Here is a 16607-nt window from a genome sequence, read left to right as displayed (position 1 = left end):
TTATTGACAATTTACGACATGAGCTTTTTTTGCCATGAGGATGCGTCAATAAAAACAAGGCTTCCCTCTATTATTGCTCCTTAAATTCACGCGACTGATTCTTGTGCTTCCTTCGGCGGTGTTGTCACGCTCGGCGCCTCGACCAATTTTGGCTTTTGTTCTACCCATTTTACTGGAAAAACGGCCTCCACCGCTTGGGTCAGTGCTTTAGACAATGCTACTGGTAAGGGAATACCCAGTGGATTGGCCTCTTTTAAATCGGCCGAAGACACCACACGCGTCCCCATCACATAATCAAACCATGGACGGGTTACACACCAGTTGACATCCTGATTGGAGTTCATATGATGGTCATAATGCCAAGGAATCGTGCGTTTGGCCCAATCAGGTTCCAGATGCGCACGACGATGTACATAATAATAATTGCCTGCACTATATAGCGCCGCCAAGGACATGCCTTTTGAGATTGGGTAAAACGCCACACTGGCAACCCCTGCCACCACAGCCAATGACATGATTTCGTTGCGGGTACGCCAATGCTCCACGCCCTCAACATAGCAATCATCTGAAAATTCCTGCTTACGCACTTCCCGATGGTGTGCCCAATGCGACTCCATGCTCTTTGGCACAGGGCTATAACGCGGCTGCCCCGAACGATGTACCCCGTGCAAAATATATTTATGTGCAAACCATTCAAATGCATTGGCAACTGCCAAACCTGCAATAAAACCCTTGATCATGGTTTTCTCCCAATGTTTCCTTATTTTTATTCAAGATATAAATTTTTGTAGGCGAAGTATTGACGATACGATATATTTATATTGACAAAACACGACAATATCAGGAGTGGACAGGATGTCTCAACTCAAGAACTATACTGGCTCTGTTTTTGGGGGGTTGGGGCATTTATTAAAAGCCTATTGCGAGGCAAAAAATATTAAAATTCCTGAACAATTACAACAGGTTCAGAATCAGGAACGCTTTGATTACGTGATCTGGCGTGACCTGCTCGAAAACCTGAACCAGCGCCATCCAAAAGTTGGTTTAGGCTTAGAAATCGCAGAATATGTACAACCCAAACATTTGGGGATCATTGCCTATCTGGCCCTGTCCTGTGAAAATCTTGGTGAAGCTTTGGCGCGTTATCATGATTTTCATCGCCTGATTTATGATGGCAGCCCGCTGGTGGTCGAGTTTAGTCATCCCTATGGCTCAATCCGTTGGGAAGCTCCTGAACCACATCCGACCCAATTGACCGATGAAATTGCAATTGCGCTGATGGTGCAGTTTCTTAAACTGTTTATGTCAGGTGACCGGATTCATCTACATGAAGTCCATTTTGTGAATGCCGCGCCTAAAAACATTAGCATCTATGAACAATATTTCCACTGTAAAGTCCGTTTTGAACAGCCGAAAACCCAATTATTGATCCCAGTCAGTGAGGCGTTTAAACCCTTACGCACAGGCGATCATACTTTACAACAACTCCTCTTACAGCAAGCCCATGCCTTGCTGGACAAGTTGCCGAATTCCACCCAACTGGATCAACGTCTGCAACATGCGATTTTGACTGGACTACAAAAAAACCAATATCAACTCGATTTTATCGCTGAAAAACTCGGCCTGTCCGTACGTCAATTACAGCGTCATTTACAGCAACAACACAGCACCTTTCAGGAACGGGTACAGCAAGTACGTTTTATGCTGGCGACTGAATATTTGAAAGATCCTCATCTGAGTTTGCAAGAAATCGCACTACTCCTCTGCTATTCTGAACAGAGTGCTTTTCAACGTGCTTTTAAGATTTGGACGGGACAAACCCCGCAACAGTGGCGAAACAACAACACAACTTACAATTCTTAATAAAACAACTTAAGAACTAACGGTTTAGCAACTGATCGATTTCATTGCACGTTTTATATAAGAGCCTATATACCTATGTGAATTAGTTCACAATTTTTTCACAAGGGTTAAACATATCCATAATAAATTTTGGATGCTTGCTTTTTTATTTTTTTAGAATTGGTGTGGTGATAACAATGAACAAATATTTAGCAGAATTTCTCGGAACCTTTTGGCTTGTTTTCGGTGGTTGTGGTAGTGCTGTGCTTGCAGCTGCATTTCCAGAACTTGGGATTGGCTTCTTAGGTGTTGCATTTGCGTTTGGTTTAACTGTTTTAACCGGTGCTTATGCATTCGGTCATATTTCTGGAGCACATTTTAACCCAGCCGTCAGTGTCGGTTTATGGGTCGGTGGGCGTTTAGATGCCAAAGACTTGGTTCCGTATATTATTTCTCAAGTCATTGGCGCAACTTTTGCAGCATTCGTGCTGTACATTATTGTACAAGGCCAAGCTGGCTTCGCAGGGACAGGTGGTTTTGCAACCAATGGTTATGGCGAGCTCTCTCCAAACCATTTCTCTATCGCATCTGCGTTCCTGATTGAAGTGGTACTGACCGCGGTATTCTTAATCATTATCTTATTATCTACGCATAAAAATGCACCTGCTGGCTTTGCTCCAATCGCGATTGGTTTGACACTCACCGTGATCCATTTGATCAGTATTCCAGTGACCAATACTTCGGTAAACCCAGCGCGTAGTACAGGTGTGGCTTTCTTTGCTGAAACCGCTGCTCTCGGTCAACTTTGGTTGTTCTGGGTTGCGCCAATTATCGGTGCCATCATTGGTGCAGTGATCTATAAAGTGGTAAGTAGCGAGAAAAACTAAGCTCGAAACCTCCCATAAAAAACAGCCTGCAACGGCTGTTTTTTTATTTATAGAAAAGGATTTTCAATGTCCTGTTCAGGCTGACGTTCAATCTGCTCAGGCAAATCTTGCTGCTCTAATGCAGTAACTACATCATTGATAAAATTTTGCAGTGCCTTCGCAGTTTTTAGACCGGCCTGATCCTTGGTAATCTGCAAATTGCCATAGAGACTGACACAATCGACCTGATTTTCTAAAGTCAGATCATAGATCGCAGACGACTCATCGCCCTGTTCAAACGGTTTAAACATCTTTTTCTCTCATTGTTCTTGTCTATCCCACAACATGAGCCAAGCACGCGGACATTGCAAGATGTTCTACATTATCTCAACATTTGTAAAAAATACTGCACCAAGGCATTCACCAGCTGATTGATTAGGGCTTGTTTGGTCTCTTCATCAATTTGCGGGAATTTGCTGTCAGGCGCTTCGGTTGGCTGTGAGCTAAATTCACGCTGCTGCGCTTGAATGGCATCGGTCTTGGCTTCTTCCGCACATTGACTTCGCCCATCCCAATGCAAATAGCTGATGTCTTTGTTCGGCTTCACTTGCTGCGCAGATACTGGCAACTGGTACACATTACGCTTTTGCTGCTCAGTCAATTGTGGAAATAGGTTGATGCCCAGTTTTTCTTCGAGATAGCAAACGCTGACCACTTCGACCTTTAAAGAATTATTGTTGGGCGCGTAATAGGCACCAATAATGCCCTGCTTGGGTAAATACACCGCTTTATAGACCGCTGTCGGGACAATCACCCCTTTACCAATGGTTTTCAGGCGTTTGCCTTCAAATACAGGACCTGTCAGGACATAGGCATCTTTATGCTGTTTGGTCACCATCGAACGCACCGCTTCTTCTAATTTGCGCCAGACTTCCTGATTGTTTTTCGGTGCTTGTGGCACCATATTGGCTAAAGAAAAGCTATCATATTGTGATGCGGTATTACTCATATCGCCATTCGGTGCCATATGACCACGGTCATAACCCGAACCACGATAATCCGATAATAAAGCACGGTGTTGTAGCTTCACCCGTGTTTCTTCATGGAAATTATCTTCACGTTTAATTTTGACACTGAGACGTTCAGGGGTCAGATATTCTGCTGACCATAATGGTGTTTTGGAAAGACCCGAATACATCACACTAAAATCATTAAAACACAGTGCATAGCTGTCTTTTTTCAGACTATCTCTGCTCAATAGCGGTGGGACGTCACGATAAAACTGTTTCAAACATCCGCTATTACTGGATTGAAATGGCATCAACTTCGAAATTTTTTCACTGCCAAATGCGATCGCAAAACTGCCTGTTGCGACCAATGCCAACATCATCTTTCCAACATTTTGGCTCAAAAAAGCAAATGGGCTTTTACTCTTTCGGGTTGGTTTCTTTGCCATAACTACATCAAAATCAATATGAACGCGCAGCTTAACAACTCAAAAGCCCTGTGTATATTGAGTTTCAGCCCAGAGCGACATTTTATGTCGCAAATCTGTACACTCAGGCAACAGACAATAAAAAAGGCACCCAAAAGTCACTGCTGTCCCATAGTTTGCTTTAAATAAAAAAACCTGAGTCCTAACAGTTAAAATATGAGTGCAAACAAACACTTTAACGACCAGGATTCAGGTTTTGTCACATCAGAATACCGTATTTCATGAGCTAATTAAACCTGTTGTGCGACAGGATTTTGAACAACTTGCTAAAGTACACCATGTTGGACAGAAATTTAGAGCGGCTTCCCGGTGGGATCAGTTTATTGCCATATTGATGTCTCAATTCTCTTGTAGACAAAGCCTGAGAGATATTCAATCCAATTTGGAGTGCCAACAGGAAAAGCTAAGTCATCTCGGAGCAAAGTCTATTCCCCGAAGCACGCTGGCACGAATCAATGAGCAGCAGCCTGCTGCCTTGTATCAACAGCTATTTTACAAGTTGCTTAAATACTATGAACACTCAAAAGTAGCTCATAAATTTCGCTTTAAGAATCCCTTGTATTCCTTGGATGCCAGTCATATTGACCTGTCGCTTTCCTTATGTGAATGGGCCAAAGTTCATGACTCAAAAGCCAGCATGAAACTCAGCATAGGATTGAATCACAGCAATGATATTCCTGAGTTTGTTGCAGTTGAAGATGGCAAAGAAAATGACATGGTACAAGGCCGCAAATTCCAGTTTCCTGCTGGCAGCATTGTAGTTTTTGATAAAGGCTATGTCGATTACCAATGGTATGCAAATCTGACTGCTCAAAACATTGGATTTGTCACACGTTTTAGGCCTAAATCTGTGTATCAGGTGATCCAGCAACATCCAGTGCTTGAATCCAAAGGTATTCTAAAAGATGAAACCATTCAGCTGAATAGCGCACATGCCCTAAAAAGAAAAGCCCCAGTGTTAAGAAGAATTGAATATAGAGATCAGCAAAGTGGCAAGCACTTTAGCTTTCTCAGCAATAACTTTCATTTAGCCGCCTCCACCATTGCGGCGATTTATAAAGATCGTTGGAAAGTTGAGCTGTTCTTTAAGGCGATTAAGCAGAATCTCAAATTAAAAGCGTTTCTAGGCCGCAGCAGGAACGCAATTCAGACACAAATCTGGATTGCGATGATCGCCTATTTATTGGTGAGTTTCGCTCAACATTTAGGGAAAACAGGTTGGACAGTTCAACGTTTACTCAGAATAATTCAAGTGAATTTGTTTGAAAGAAGAACTTTAAAAGCTTTATTTTCACCCGATAAAATACCCATAAAACAAGAGGAAGCTCAAATGAGCTTCCTCTTGTGAAAAATTGTGGGACAGCAATGACCCAAAAGTGCCTTTTTATCTGTTTTTATTTAAATTTCAATCTGACTGCCTAGTTCCACCACACGGTTGGTCGGGATCTGATAAAAGTCACTGACGGGGCTGGTATTACGCTGCATCGAGATAAACAGTTTTTCACGCCACGGCGACATGCCATCCCCCACGGTATGCACGATACGGTCACGCGAAATAAAGAAGCTCATTTGCATCATGTCAAACTCAAAATCTAGTGCTTTATAGGCTTGTGCCAAAGCAACCGGAATATTCGGCTGATCTTTAAAACCGTAATACACATAGATGCGATAAAAATGCTCATCCAGTTTTTCAACTTTCAGGCGATCTTCATCAGCCACATATGGAATATCTTGGGTATAGACCGTCACCATCACATTGCGCTCATGCAGCACCTTATTGTGTTTAATGTTATGCAACATCGCATGCGGCACAATGTTAGGCGTACCCGTCAAGAAAATCGCTTCACCGGGTACAAAATGGGTTTCTTTGCTCATCCCAATACTTTGAATAAATAATTCAATCGGTAAAGCATTGGTTTCCATACGGTTGTAGACAATTTCGCGGCCACGTTTCCACGTCATCAAGATAGTAAATACGGCCACACCAATCAAGATTGGCACCCAGCCGCCTGACAGGATTTTTAATGAGGTTGAAGCAACAAAAACCAGATCGATAATCAGGAAAGGTACGGCAAATAACGCCACTTTCCATAATGGCCAACGCCAAACCCCATAAGCCAAAGTCGAGATCAGAATGGTACCGCAGAGCATGGTCATAGTCACAGCCACACCATAAGCACTGGCCAACTCGGCACTGCTTTCAAACAGTAAAATCAGAATCACCACCGAGATGAATAGCACCCAGTTGATGAAAGGCAAATAGATCTGACCTTGTTCCACATCTGAAGTGTGGTGTACGGTTAGGCGCGGTAAATAACGTAATTGAATGGCTTGGTTTGCCATTGAAAATACGCCCGTAATCACCGCTTGAGATGCAATCACGGCTGCGGCTGTTGCCAAACCGATCATTGGGAATAAAGCCCAATCAGGAACCAGTAAATAGAACGGGTTTTCAATGGCTTTGGCATCACGTAGCAGCAATGCCCCTTGCCCTGCATAATTCAGTAATAGGCAAGGAAGAACCACACAGAACCAGGCCAGTTTAATCGGCACACGCCCAAAATGGCCCATATCGGCATACAGTGCCTCACCACCAGTCATGGTTAGAATCACTGCGCCCATGGTGATAAAGGCAACTGTTGGTTGATCAAAGACAAAATGGAATGCCCAATAAGGGTTAATCATCATCAACACATATGGGGTTTGAATGATGCTCCATAGTCCAATCAGACCAATGGACGCAAACCATAACAAGGTAATTGGCCCAAAGAATTTGCCCATGGTGGCGGTACCATGCCGTTGCACCATAAACAGTGCGGTCAGAATGCCCAAGGCAATCGGCACCAGCCAACGATCTAAAGCAGGCGTCACCAGACTCAAGCCTTCAATCGCAGACAGTACGGAGATGGCAGGCGTAATGATCCCGTCACCGAAGAATAGGGATGCCCCGATAAAACCCAACGCAATCAGGAAGATTTTATTTTTGTTGCTAAAAACGGTCGAGCGCAGGTTCAGTGCGAGCAAGGACATGATCCCGCCTTCGCCGTTGTTGTCTGCGCGCATGATCATCGACACATATTTAAAACTGATGGTCAAGTTCATACACCAGAAGATCAGGGAAAGAATACCTAAGATCGATCCTTCGCTGATATCAACATGTCCTGTGACAAAGCATTGCCGTATTGCATAGAGGGGGCTGGTTCCAATGTCTCCAAATACCACCCCTAATGCTGCCAGCGTCATCGCGGGCAAAGCGGCTTTTTTTGCAGTACTTTGCATATTATGTCGTCTTCAAAATAGAACGTTATATGCCGCAATATTATCACTAGCCAAAAAGTTTTTCTGCAAATCTGTTCGACTACAACTTGGCAGCGTGCATTTTTTTCGTTACTATCGCACACCTTGGTGAGGTGTCCGAGTGGCTGAAGGAGCACGCCTGGAAAGTGTGTATACGTTTGCGCGTATCGAGGGTTCGAATCCCTCTCTCACCGCCAAGTTTAATTTCCATGATATCTCATAGAGTCCTAAAAGCTTAAATCAAAAGGGTTTAGGCTTTTTTTATTGCCTTATGTTTTCCAATTGACCCTATTGAATCCTGATATAGTTGGGGGTATAACTGGGGGTATAATAAATTACCCCCATTTCTATACCCCCAAATTTCTACGGAAAACGCTGCAATGCTTACAGATGCTCAGGTTAGAAAGATCAAGCCATTAGAAAAGAAAGCCAAGTATTCTGATGAAAAAGGCATGTATCTGGAAGTCACGCCATCAGGTGGTATGCACTGGCGTATGAAATTTCGCTTCAATGGCAAAGAAAATATCTTTAGTATTGGTTCATATCCTGACACTACACTTGCCCAAGCAAGAAGAATACGTGATGAAGCTCGCTTAAAATTAAAAGATGGAATTAATCCAAACGAAGCGAAGAAACAAAAGAAATTGCAGGTAGATGAAAGCACGCTTTTCAGAGTGCTCGCAATGGAATGGATGCAAGACCGTAAAGCAGTGATTAAAGAAACGACCTATTTACGCGATTTATCGGTATTTGAAAAAGACCTTTTCCCAGCCCTAGGTAATATGCCAATTGATCAAATCAAAGGTAAAGACGTATTAGCTTGCGCCAAGAAAATTGAAGAGCGTGGTGCGCTGGAAATGGCGAAACGCTCAATCCCTTTAACTGGCCGTATTTTCCGATTTGCGATTCGTAAAGGCATTATTGAGAACGATCCTACCCCACACCTAGGAGAAGCTCTTAAACCACGCAAAGTCAAGAATATGGCACGTCTGGATATTTCTGAATTCCCTGCCTTTCTTGAGCGTATGGATCGCTACCATGGCAACCTTATCATTCGATCCGCCTTACAGCTTATGACTCTGACTTTTGTGAGAACGGCAGAGCTGAGAATGATGGAATGGAATGAGATTGATTATGAGAATCGCTTATGGCGTATTCCAGCACACAAAATGAAAATGGCTATGCCTCATATTGTACCTTTATCAACGCAAGCCTTAGAGATACTAGAGAGAATTCAACCAATCACAGGCATAAAACAGTACGTTTTCTATAATTACAGTACAGCTAAGCCAATCAGTAGCAATGCACTTCTGTGTGCAATCCGCACGATGGGATATAACGGGAAGATGACAGGGCATGGCTTTCGTGGACTTGCATCTACAACCTTACATGAGCAAGGCTATATGCACGATGCGATTGAGATTCAGCTCGCACATAGAGTTGGAAATGCCGTATCACAGGCTTACAATCATGCTCAGCATTTAGACTATCGAGTTAAGATGATGCAAGAGTGGTCTGATTTTATTGATGGGTTGAGGACGTAAGTTTATTTCTTAATAAGAATCGATTAGATAAAGCTAGAGCTTACAGCTGAAAAAGTTAAGTTCAGGAAACAATCAAAAATTTCTTCCGTATCTTATTGATACCGAAAAAACTCCTCCTTTCTTTAAAACATACTTCAGAATTTATATTTATTAAATATATTATCCAGATCCAACCATAGAATTTAAAATAATAAACGTCCAAATAGAAAAGATAAACGTCCCGTGATATGATCATTTGAGTTTAGGTTTCAATTAAAGTTGTAATATTATGGATGGCAATTGGTTTGAATTCGCTGCAATGCAAGGGTTACAAGCACGTTCAGCATTTTATGTCATTATGGTGCCACTCAAATTTGTGCCTAAGTTTTTTAAATTTGATGATGAATCTTTACCAGCCCCACTTCGAGCTCAGCGAACTCTCAATAAAGCACGCATTCCTCAAATTAGTCGTTACATGATAGAGAACCCAGAGGAATACATTATGTCTTCTCTGTGCGCGTGTGTAGATGGAGAGGTTAAATTTAAACCTAATGAATTCTCCAATAACATGGGGAAACTCAAAATTTCCATGGATGCAACGGTTCTTATTAATGATGGACAACACAGACGTGCTGCAATTGAAGAAGCTATAAAAATAAAGCCTTATTTGGGTGAGGAAACTATTTCAGTAGTGATTTATGCTGATAAAGGTTTAAAACGTTCTCAACAAATTTTTGCTGACCTTAATATGCACGCAGTAAAACCTGCTCAGTCAATTAAATTATTGTTTAACCATAGGGATGAGCAAACACATATTACAAAATCTGTGATTGATACTATACCGTTATTTAAACAGTTTACTGATTTTGAAAAATCGAGCATTTCTCACCGCTCAACCAAGGTTTTCACATTTAGTTCAATACATCAAGCAACAAAAGAACTATTAACATCCAAAAATTCAGATATTAGAACAGAGGATGCTATAGAAATAGCCACTCAATTTTGGAAAGAAGTAATACAATATATTCCTGCTTGGCTTGACCTAATTGAAGGCAAAACGACAGCCTATCAAATGCGACAAAACTATATTCATGCTCATGGTATCGCCTTACAGGCACTTGCAAGAGTTGGCAATATTCTGTTGAAGGAATATCCTCAAGATTGGCAAAATCATCTTTGCAAACTGATTCATGTTGAATGGTCACGCAGTAATTTGGCTGTATGGGATAGTCGTGCTTTGGTCGCTGGGAAAATCAATAAGTCCCGTAACAATTTGGTCCTAGTGACCAATTACATTCAAAAAGTCTTAGGAATCCCGTTGAGTATAGAATCACAAAGAGTTGAAGATATATTAATGAACTCTTTTAAAGTTAAACACGAAACAGTAGCAAACATTGAGGAGATGGTCTAAATGAGTTTTTTTGAGACCAACTCACTTAAAGATATTCATGCATCAATTCAAGAAGTTTATCTTTCTGATCAGCGGCCTTGGGTCGTAGGATACTCTGGTGGTAAAGATTCTACCTGTGCATTACAGTTAGTTTGGAATGCTCTAGCTCTACTTCCCACGGAGAAGAGACAAAAACCCGTGTACGTGATTAGTTCAGATACATTGGTTGAAACTCCTATTATCGTTCGTTATATCGACAAAAATCTGGAAAGCATTCAGAAAAAATCTGATGAACAAGGCATGCCTTTTATTGTTCAAAAAGTAAGCCCACGAGTTGAACGCTCATTCTGGGTCAACTTAATTGGCCGCGGTTATCCTGCTCCAAGCAATAAGTTCCGCTGGTGTACAGAACGATTAAAGATTGAACCAGCAAATGACTTCATCACGCAACGGGTAAGCGCCTTAGAGTTGTCGCATGTAAGGTCTTAAAAGAACCTGTAGAATCATTTAAACATTCATTTATTAAATTTAAGAAATAGGAAAGGTTTAATGGATGAAATGGAGTAATATATTCCACCCCATCTAACTCACAGAACCCAAGATTCACTAGAGTTTTTGACCCATCTGAAAGCATTCTCTCAGTAGGGATTGCATGAATAAGTTCTACATATTCTGTAACTACTCGATTCACCAGTGACCTAAATTCTTTACCCCATGAAACTAAACTTAAAGTTGTATTTTTATCTTTTAAATAATTATAAAGCTGCGTATAAGCCATGCTTAATGCAGGATAAGTAGTTGCTAAATCATCAATCAAAATCTCAGCACCACGAATAGTATTCGTAGATAATACGTTTTGTGAAACAAGCTCTATTTCTAATTCTAGTAACTTTTTATATTCATTCTTAGTTCGATATTCTCGGCCTGAGAAGGATATTCTTGAGCTTTTAGCATTGTAAACCCCAAAAACTTGATCATCAAAGAAATTTTGATAAGATTCCGAGTTAAAAATTAGAGGTAGATTTAGGCTTGAGACTGAAAGAATACCCTGTATCTCAAAAGTTAAAGTATGCTCATTTCTCGTTAAAATAAAATTAACTTGTTCTTCTGTATTTAGTAGATTATCAAAATCTACAGCACCGAATTTGTTTGTATCTATACTTTCACCACATTCAGACAGGGGGTAAGTTGTACTAATAGATGAATCGAAAGTGAATTCGGATTGGTCCGTCTCAAGAATGATCATTTCTTTATTGGGTACTATAAGAAACTTATCCTCAAATGAACTCACTGAGAAAATATTTTCTGGAATTAATAGTACTCTAAATTTGAAACACTCTTTCGGCTTCGATCTTTTAATTTCAAAATTTAGATATTTGGGTGTTCCATCAAACTCTGTTTCTAAACTAATAACTGTCTTTTTAATAGAGCGATTATTAACTCTAAAATTTAAAAACTTCTTAAATTTATTTGATATTTTTATTTCATCTTCAGAAAGCTGCCCCTTTATGAATACAACATCAAAGTTTATGAATGTTTGATTAGGGGCAACTTCTAAAATCAAATGATGCTCACGACTGGCAGAACTACTTTTTTGGGAAGTAGCTCCTTTGGTTCGGTGATATCTTTTTACCTCATAAGTATTCAATTCAGAAAACTCTATAAGATCTACAGAGTTCTTTTCTCTTTCTTGCTGACATTCACCAAAATCTAAAGTCTTTTTCCACGACTCTAAATCATCATTAGAGAAAAATTTCTCAATAAATTTTTCACTGAAATCTAAATCAACTAGTTTTTCAACATATTCTGTTGGAAATTGTTCAATAATATATTCTATATCTTCTTTGAGTCTTTTATTTTCATTGAGCCTTTTTTCAATTTGATTAATATTACACTCATCCCAACTTCCTAACGCAGAATCGTTTAAATAGCCAAGTTCATTAAACTCAATATTTCCATCTTGAACAGCATTGAATAGTTCTCTAAAGCCGAACATAGTGGCGCCATCAGCACAAATCAACTCAAACTGATGATTCAAAAGGTGTTTAGATATTTCATGATCTTTGAAAGAGCTTTCATTTATAAACCCTAATAAAGCCTCATAAATTGCTTTAGTATTCCAAATATTACCTGCTAAAGTTAAATCTTTAGATGAATTATTTAAGGTGTCTAAAGATGAGTTATGTATGATGAGTAAAATAGAATTTTTAAAGTTCCCTATTTGACTTGATACATGATCTCTCAAATAAGAAATATAATTTTCTGTGTACCCAGGAGCATCATCAGAATGAAGCACTGGAATAACCTTAAAATCATTTATTAAGAAATATTTAACTTCTTCATCATCTAAATAGAATGATGATTTTGATTTATGACAAAAAGCTTTGAAAAGTTCAAGGCTATTTTTATCGTCTGGAGATTTAAAGTGGAGTTTCTCACCGATGCTTAAGTAATTTTTTGCCCAGTCAAAAAATAATTCGACCAAAAAATCCTCATATTGTTTTTTTGACATAGATTGCATCCCCACTATCACTCATTTTTTCAACATTACCTAAACGCTCATAAAAACTAACTAACGCTTTTCTACTTTCCTTATCAAAGAAAATCCCTCGACATTCCAATTCTGTAATAACATCATATAAGCGTAACTTCTCTCTATGACCAATCACTAAATTTGTTAATAACAGCAAGTATTCTTGAGTAAGTACAAATACCGTACCAGCACTTCCCCTAGTCTGCATAAAAGGTTTTAAAACAATATTTTTTATTGCACGGACAACATTTGAATTTCGACTTGCTCTCGTTTCACCTTTTGCAAATTGCGCTTTGAATAAATGTTGTAAGGCATCAAGTGCTGAAACCACATCATCAAATTCATTACTATTTATTGTTAGACGTCTATCTTCAGCAAATGCTTTATAATAATACTCTAAGTTTTCAAGATCAGCATCGCTTAACTGCGTTACTAATTTCCATAAAGGAAATTTTTGACCTTCACTATTCTGTAAACTTTCACAGAGGGCTAAAGTCGGAAATATCGAATCTAATCCTTTTTCTACTAACTTATAGCCGCTTCTTTGTAATGAAGCTCTCTCTCGGCTTGCTTTTTCGCTGTCTAATATAAAATAACAGTCTTTGATATGTGGCTCATCAGCCTCTTTCCAACCATTAATTACAATAGACAATTGAGCTGTATATAAGAATGTATACAACTCCAAAAATAGTTGAATATTTTCTAAAAAATATTTTGAATAATTTGTTAAAAAAATTAGGTCTTTAGCAAAAATATTAGAAAGCTGTGGTAGATAAGAGTATAATCCCTCATAATCTGGTAAACGACTGGGAAAAGAATTTTCAAATGTTTCATAAATTCTCTGCTCTATAAAATTCAGATTATTTACATCATTTTTATAAATAACATCTTTTTTAAATAAAGTTTTTAAGAGACTTACTATTCGCTTTTCGGCTGATAGATTCTGATTATCTTCGGACAATGAAAAAATACGTAATTTAGGTGAGATCTTAGCAATATTATTTTTTAAAAAATAAATATCATTGACCATTGCCCAAGCCTGTTGATCTTGGATTTCATTTTTGAAATTTTGCTCAAAGTTTGTATGAAATTTCTGCAAATCCTCTTCAAACTTATTTAATTTTTTCTCTGCTAACAATCCGTATAACTCACTTAAAAATAAGCTTGTTACATGCTCCCAATTGAAGTCATTACTATTTTCATTAGTGCTGATAGGGTAAAAGCTAGCCATACTATTACTTGTTGGCTTTAGATCAGTTGTCAAACTCATCATCAATATTCTACCTCTATACAATCATCTTCACGAATAAATTTAATTTCATTAGAAATAGATTTAAAATTAATCTGATTAGACTTGTTGGCAAAATTAAACAGTCTATTCACAATTTCATTAAGCATAACAACCACACTTCTGTCATTTTTATTTGGTCTATATCCAGCTCTAAGCCTGCTTAATAGTTCATACAAATTAATATCTACACTAAACTGTACTGTAGGATCACTTTCTTCCTCTGAAAAATCCTTAATACGAATATAAACATCAAAAAAGCCCTTACTATTTTTAGACTGATTTTTCTCTATAGCAGAAAAATCAGGACCAAGTTTTAAATGAGAAATTACCTTATATTCACCATATTCCGAGATTAAAAATTGATCATCCCTTAAATAAGGTGCTTTTTTATTAATATATCCTCTAATCGCATTAATGAGTTCTTTATTATAAAAGTTTCGCAATGTAGATTTTGACTTAGCCGGACCATAATAAATATGGTGTCTATAAACATCTAAATAATTCAAGAGTAATTTTTCAGCAAAATTATCAGTAAATTTTTTATGATAATTATTCCCTAGATCTAAATACTTTAATATATAAAACAATCTTATATAAGATTTAGAGTCATTTAAATCATCAATCATTAACTCAGCTTTTAGTTTTTGTTTAAAACTATAAAAATCATTTGGTAGGCTATCAAGCTCATAACCTATCACAAATCGGTCAATCGTCTTTGTTCTCAATCGAGATGGGTCAAATTCAATTGTTTTTTCTAAAATTTCGTTTTCATTGCAACTGAATAAATTGTTAAATAAATAATCTTTTTTTGCAATTAACTCATAAACCAGATCTAAGAATGTTCTTGCTGTAATAAATTGATTTCTAAATAATCTTATTTTTAACAATAATTCAACCAGTACTTTTTGTACCTGTTCGTTACATAGTAATTTGTAATTGACGAATTTAAACTGATCTGCACTGTTTAACCCCTCAAGCTCATCTTTTAGAAAGAGTTGATAAAGTTCAGATGATGGGCAAGTAATTCTATGCAGAAGCCTAGTAATAAATTCACTTTTGTACCCATCTTCAGTAATTTCAAACTTTGGATAATCTTCAAAATTTATAAAGTTGAAATCATCTGACTTTTCTTTTAGTTCTAAATATTTCTTAAGTTTTCCACTTATACAAAGATTTTCTGCTTCTTCAGCATAATTACCCAACATCCCAATGTTGATGCCAATTACTAAAGAATGGTTCCCTGCTTCAAACTCTTTAAAAACCTTATTTAAGGTCCCAATCGCTGTATCATGCGGTTCAAAACTATGTGTAGCATCTAAATGAAATTTGATATGAGAATTATCAAACTTTTGTTTAGCTCGAAGAAGTAATTCTGACTTACCATCACCGCTGCTTCCACACAGAAAAACAACTTTTTTTGTATTTTTAGTTATTTTTCCCAACAAATCAAATAGATCCTGCTCAATTGGCATTGCCACATATAAACTTTCTTTTAATTTGACTAAGTCTTTATCAAGATCATTTTCTGTAGTCACTGCATATGATGAAGATTTTGATAATACACCTAATGCATTAATAAATTGCATAACACCCCACCATACTATTGATTAATAGTGATTTTATATTCTAAATTCATTTAATTTACCACAAAATCACATCCATAGTGAGCTAATAATCTTTACCTTTTGGCTAATTTACTTCTGTTTGTTAGGATTACAGTCACTAATTTTTATAAATTCAGCTCTAAAACAAAAAATTAAAGAGCAAAAATTCTCCCTAGATTAGTAACCAACTTCAATTAAGTTGGTCACTAATCAAGGAAAGCCATTAATGGCTTTCCTTGATTTCACAAATAGCTTGATGAAATACCATATAAGCCTGCTTAGCAAATTCAATACATTCATTAACTTCCATATCCACTATCTGCACCTTTCCCAATACTTTACTTTCCTCGCTTTCACTATGCTCAGTTTATTTGTTTACGGCACATTAGGGCCTAACCGTCCCAATGCCCATATTATGGAAAATATTGGTGGTACATGGGCAGACGCACATGTATTTGGCACACTCAAACAACAAGGTTGGGGCGCTGAACTGGGCTTTCCAGGTATTGTTCTAGAACAAACAGATCAAAAGGTCTCTGGCTTTGTGTTTTTCTCAGACAACCTAGAACAACACTGGCAAGCACTGGATGAATTCGAGGGTGCAGGCTATCAACGTGTCCCTGTTAAAGCGCATTTAAGCACGGGTGAAGTGATTGATTCCTTTGTTTATGCGCTCAACACATAAATCAAAATTGGCGAAAATTTGCTGATTCAATTAAATTTATCTGTTTGCTTATTTTTTCGCTTGTTTTTTTAATTAGATTCT

General features: G+C 38.2%; 14 protein-coding genes and 1 tRNA gene. 8 read left to right on the top strand and 7 right to left on the bottom strand.

Annotated features, from left to right (window positions below; genetic code table 11):
• Nucleotides 1-86: 86 nt before the first annotated feature.
• Entirely contained in the window at nt 87-740 is a 654-nt protein-coding gene (locus tag F907_RS14750; protein ID WP_016651384.1) for a sterol desaturase family protein, read from the bottom strand.
• Nucleotides 741-855: 115 nt separating this feature from the next.
• Here F907_RS14750 and F907_RS14755 point away from each other — a divergent pair, with 115 nt between their 5' ends.
• Nucleotides 856-1863, top strand: a complete 1008-nt coding sequence (locus F907_RS14755; RefSeq protein WP_016651383.1) for an AraC family transcriptional regulator — start codon at nt 856-858, stop codon at nt 1861-1863.
• A 176-nt stretch (nt 1864-2039) separates the two neighbouring features.
• Entirely contained in the window at nt 2040-2729 is a 690-nt protein-coding gene (gene aqpZ / locus F907_RS14760) for an aquaporin Z (RefSeq protein WP_005275701.1), read from the top strand.
• Nucleotides 2730-2776: 47 nt separating this feature from the next.
• Here aqpZ and F907_RS14765 read toward each other — a convergent pair whose 3' ends face one another.
• Nucleotides 2777-3019, bottom strand: coding sequence for a hypothetical protein (locus F907_RS14765; protein ID WP_016651382.1), 243 nt, complete (start codon nt 3017-3019; stop codon nt 2777-2779).
• Between the two features lie 71 nt (nt 3020-3090).
• Entirely contained in the window at nt 3091-4164 is a 1074-nt protein-coding gene (locus tag F907_RS14770; protein WP_032861770.1) for a DNA/RNA non-specific endonuclease, read from the bottom strand.
• 235 nt (nt 4165-4399) lie between these two features.
• On the opposite strand from F907_RS14770, the gene F907_RS14775 reads away from it, so the two are divergent.
• Nucleotides 4400-5551, top strand: coding sequence for an IS4-like element ISAbe18 family transposase (locus F907_RS14775; protein ID WP_016651381.1), 1152 nt, complete (start codon nt 4400-4402; stop codon nt 5549-5551).
• Nucleotides 5552-5601: 50 nt separating this feature from the next.
• On the opposite strand, the gene F907_RS14780 is transcribed toward F907_RS14775, so the two are convergent.
• Nucleotides 5602-7482 carry a potassium transporter Kup gene (locus tag F907_RS14780; protein ID WP_005275695.1) on the bottom strand — a complete coding sequence of 627 codons (1881 nt, stop codon included), beginning with the start codon at nt 7480-7482 and terminating at the stop codon, nt 5602-5604.
• Nucleotides 7483-7607: 125 nt separating this feature from the next.
• On the opposite strand from F907_RS14780, the gene F907_RS14785 reads away from it, so the two are divergent.
• From F907_RS14785 to F907_RS14800, 4 genes are all read left to right on the top strand, one after another.
• Nucleotides 7608-7697 (top strand) — tRNA-Ser (locus tag F907_RS14785).
• Nucleotides 7698-7880: 183 nt separating this feature from the next.
• Nucleotides 7881-9044 (top strand): tyrosine-type recombinase/integrase, encoded by a 1164-nt coding sequence (locus tag F907_RS14790; protein WP_016651380.1) that lies wholly within the window; start codon nt 7881-7883, stop codon nt 9042-9044.
• Nucleotides 9045-9312: 268 nt separating this feature from the next.
• Complete coding sequence (gene dndB / locus F907_RS14795) at nt 9313-10434, top strand: DNA sulfur modification protein DndB (protein WP_016651379.1); 1122 nt, start codon at nt 9313-9315, stop codon at nt 10432-10434.
• The gene (locus F907_RS14800; RefSeq protein ID WP_016651378.1) at nt 10435-10902 is read left to right on the top strand and encodes an adenine nucleotide alpha hydrolase family protein; all 468 of its coding nucleotides are present in this window, start codon (nt 10435-10437) and stop codon (nt 10900-10902) included. It abuts the gene before it with no gap.
• On the opposite strand, the gene F907_RS14805 is transcribed toward F907_RS14800, so the two are convergent.
• The 3 genes from F907_RS14805 to dptF are packed head-to-tail and all read right to left on the bottom strand — an operon-like array spanning nt 10856 to nt 15823.
• Complete coding sequence (locus F907_RS14805; protein ID WP_016651377.1) at nt 10856-12925, bottom strand: DNA phosphorothioation-dependent restriction protein DptH; 2070 nt, start codon at nt 12923-12925, stop codon at nt 10856-10858. The two genes, F907_RS14800 and F907_RS14805, sit on opposite strands and share 47 nt — an antisense overlap.
• Entirely contained in the window at nt 12906-14219 is a 1314-nt protein-coding gene (dptG, locus tag F907_RS14810) for a DNA phosphorothioation-dependent restriction protein DptG (RefSeq protein WP_016651376.1), read from the bottom strand. Before dptG ends, F907_RS14805 begins: the two co-directional genes overlap by 20 nt.
• Nucleotides 14219-15823 carry a DNA phosphorothioation-dependent restriction protein DptF gene (gene dptF, locus F907_RS14815; protein ID WP_016651375.1) on the bottom strand — a complete coding sequence of 535 codons (1605 nt, stop codon included), beginning with the start codon at nt 15821-15823 and terminating at the stop codon, nt 14219-14221. Before dptF ends, dptG begins: the two co-directional genes overlap by 1 nt.
• A gap of 376 nt (nt 15824-16199) precedes the next feature.
• On the opposite strand from dptF, the gene F907_RS0117835 reads away from it, so the two are divergent.
• Nucleotides 16200-16526: a gamma-glutamylcyclotransferase family protein gene (locus F907_RS0117835; protein WP_032861767.1), complete on the top strand. Its 327-nt coding sequence runs from the start codon at nt 16200-16202 to the stop codon at nt 16524-16526.
• Nucleotides 16527-16607 lie beyond the last annotated feature (81 nt).

Source organism: Acinetobacter colistiniresistens, from assembly GCF_000413935.1.
In the GTDB taxonomy this organism is placed as follows: Bacteria; Pseudomonadota; Gammaproteobacteria; order Pseudomonadales; family Moraxellaceae; genus Acinetobacter; species Acinetobacter colistiniresistens.
Note: the sequence above shows the minus strand (reverse complement) of the source record. Positions and strands in the feature narration are given on the sequence as shown.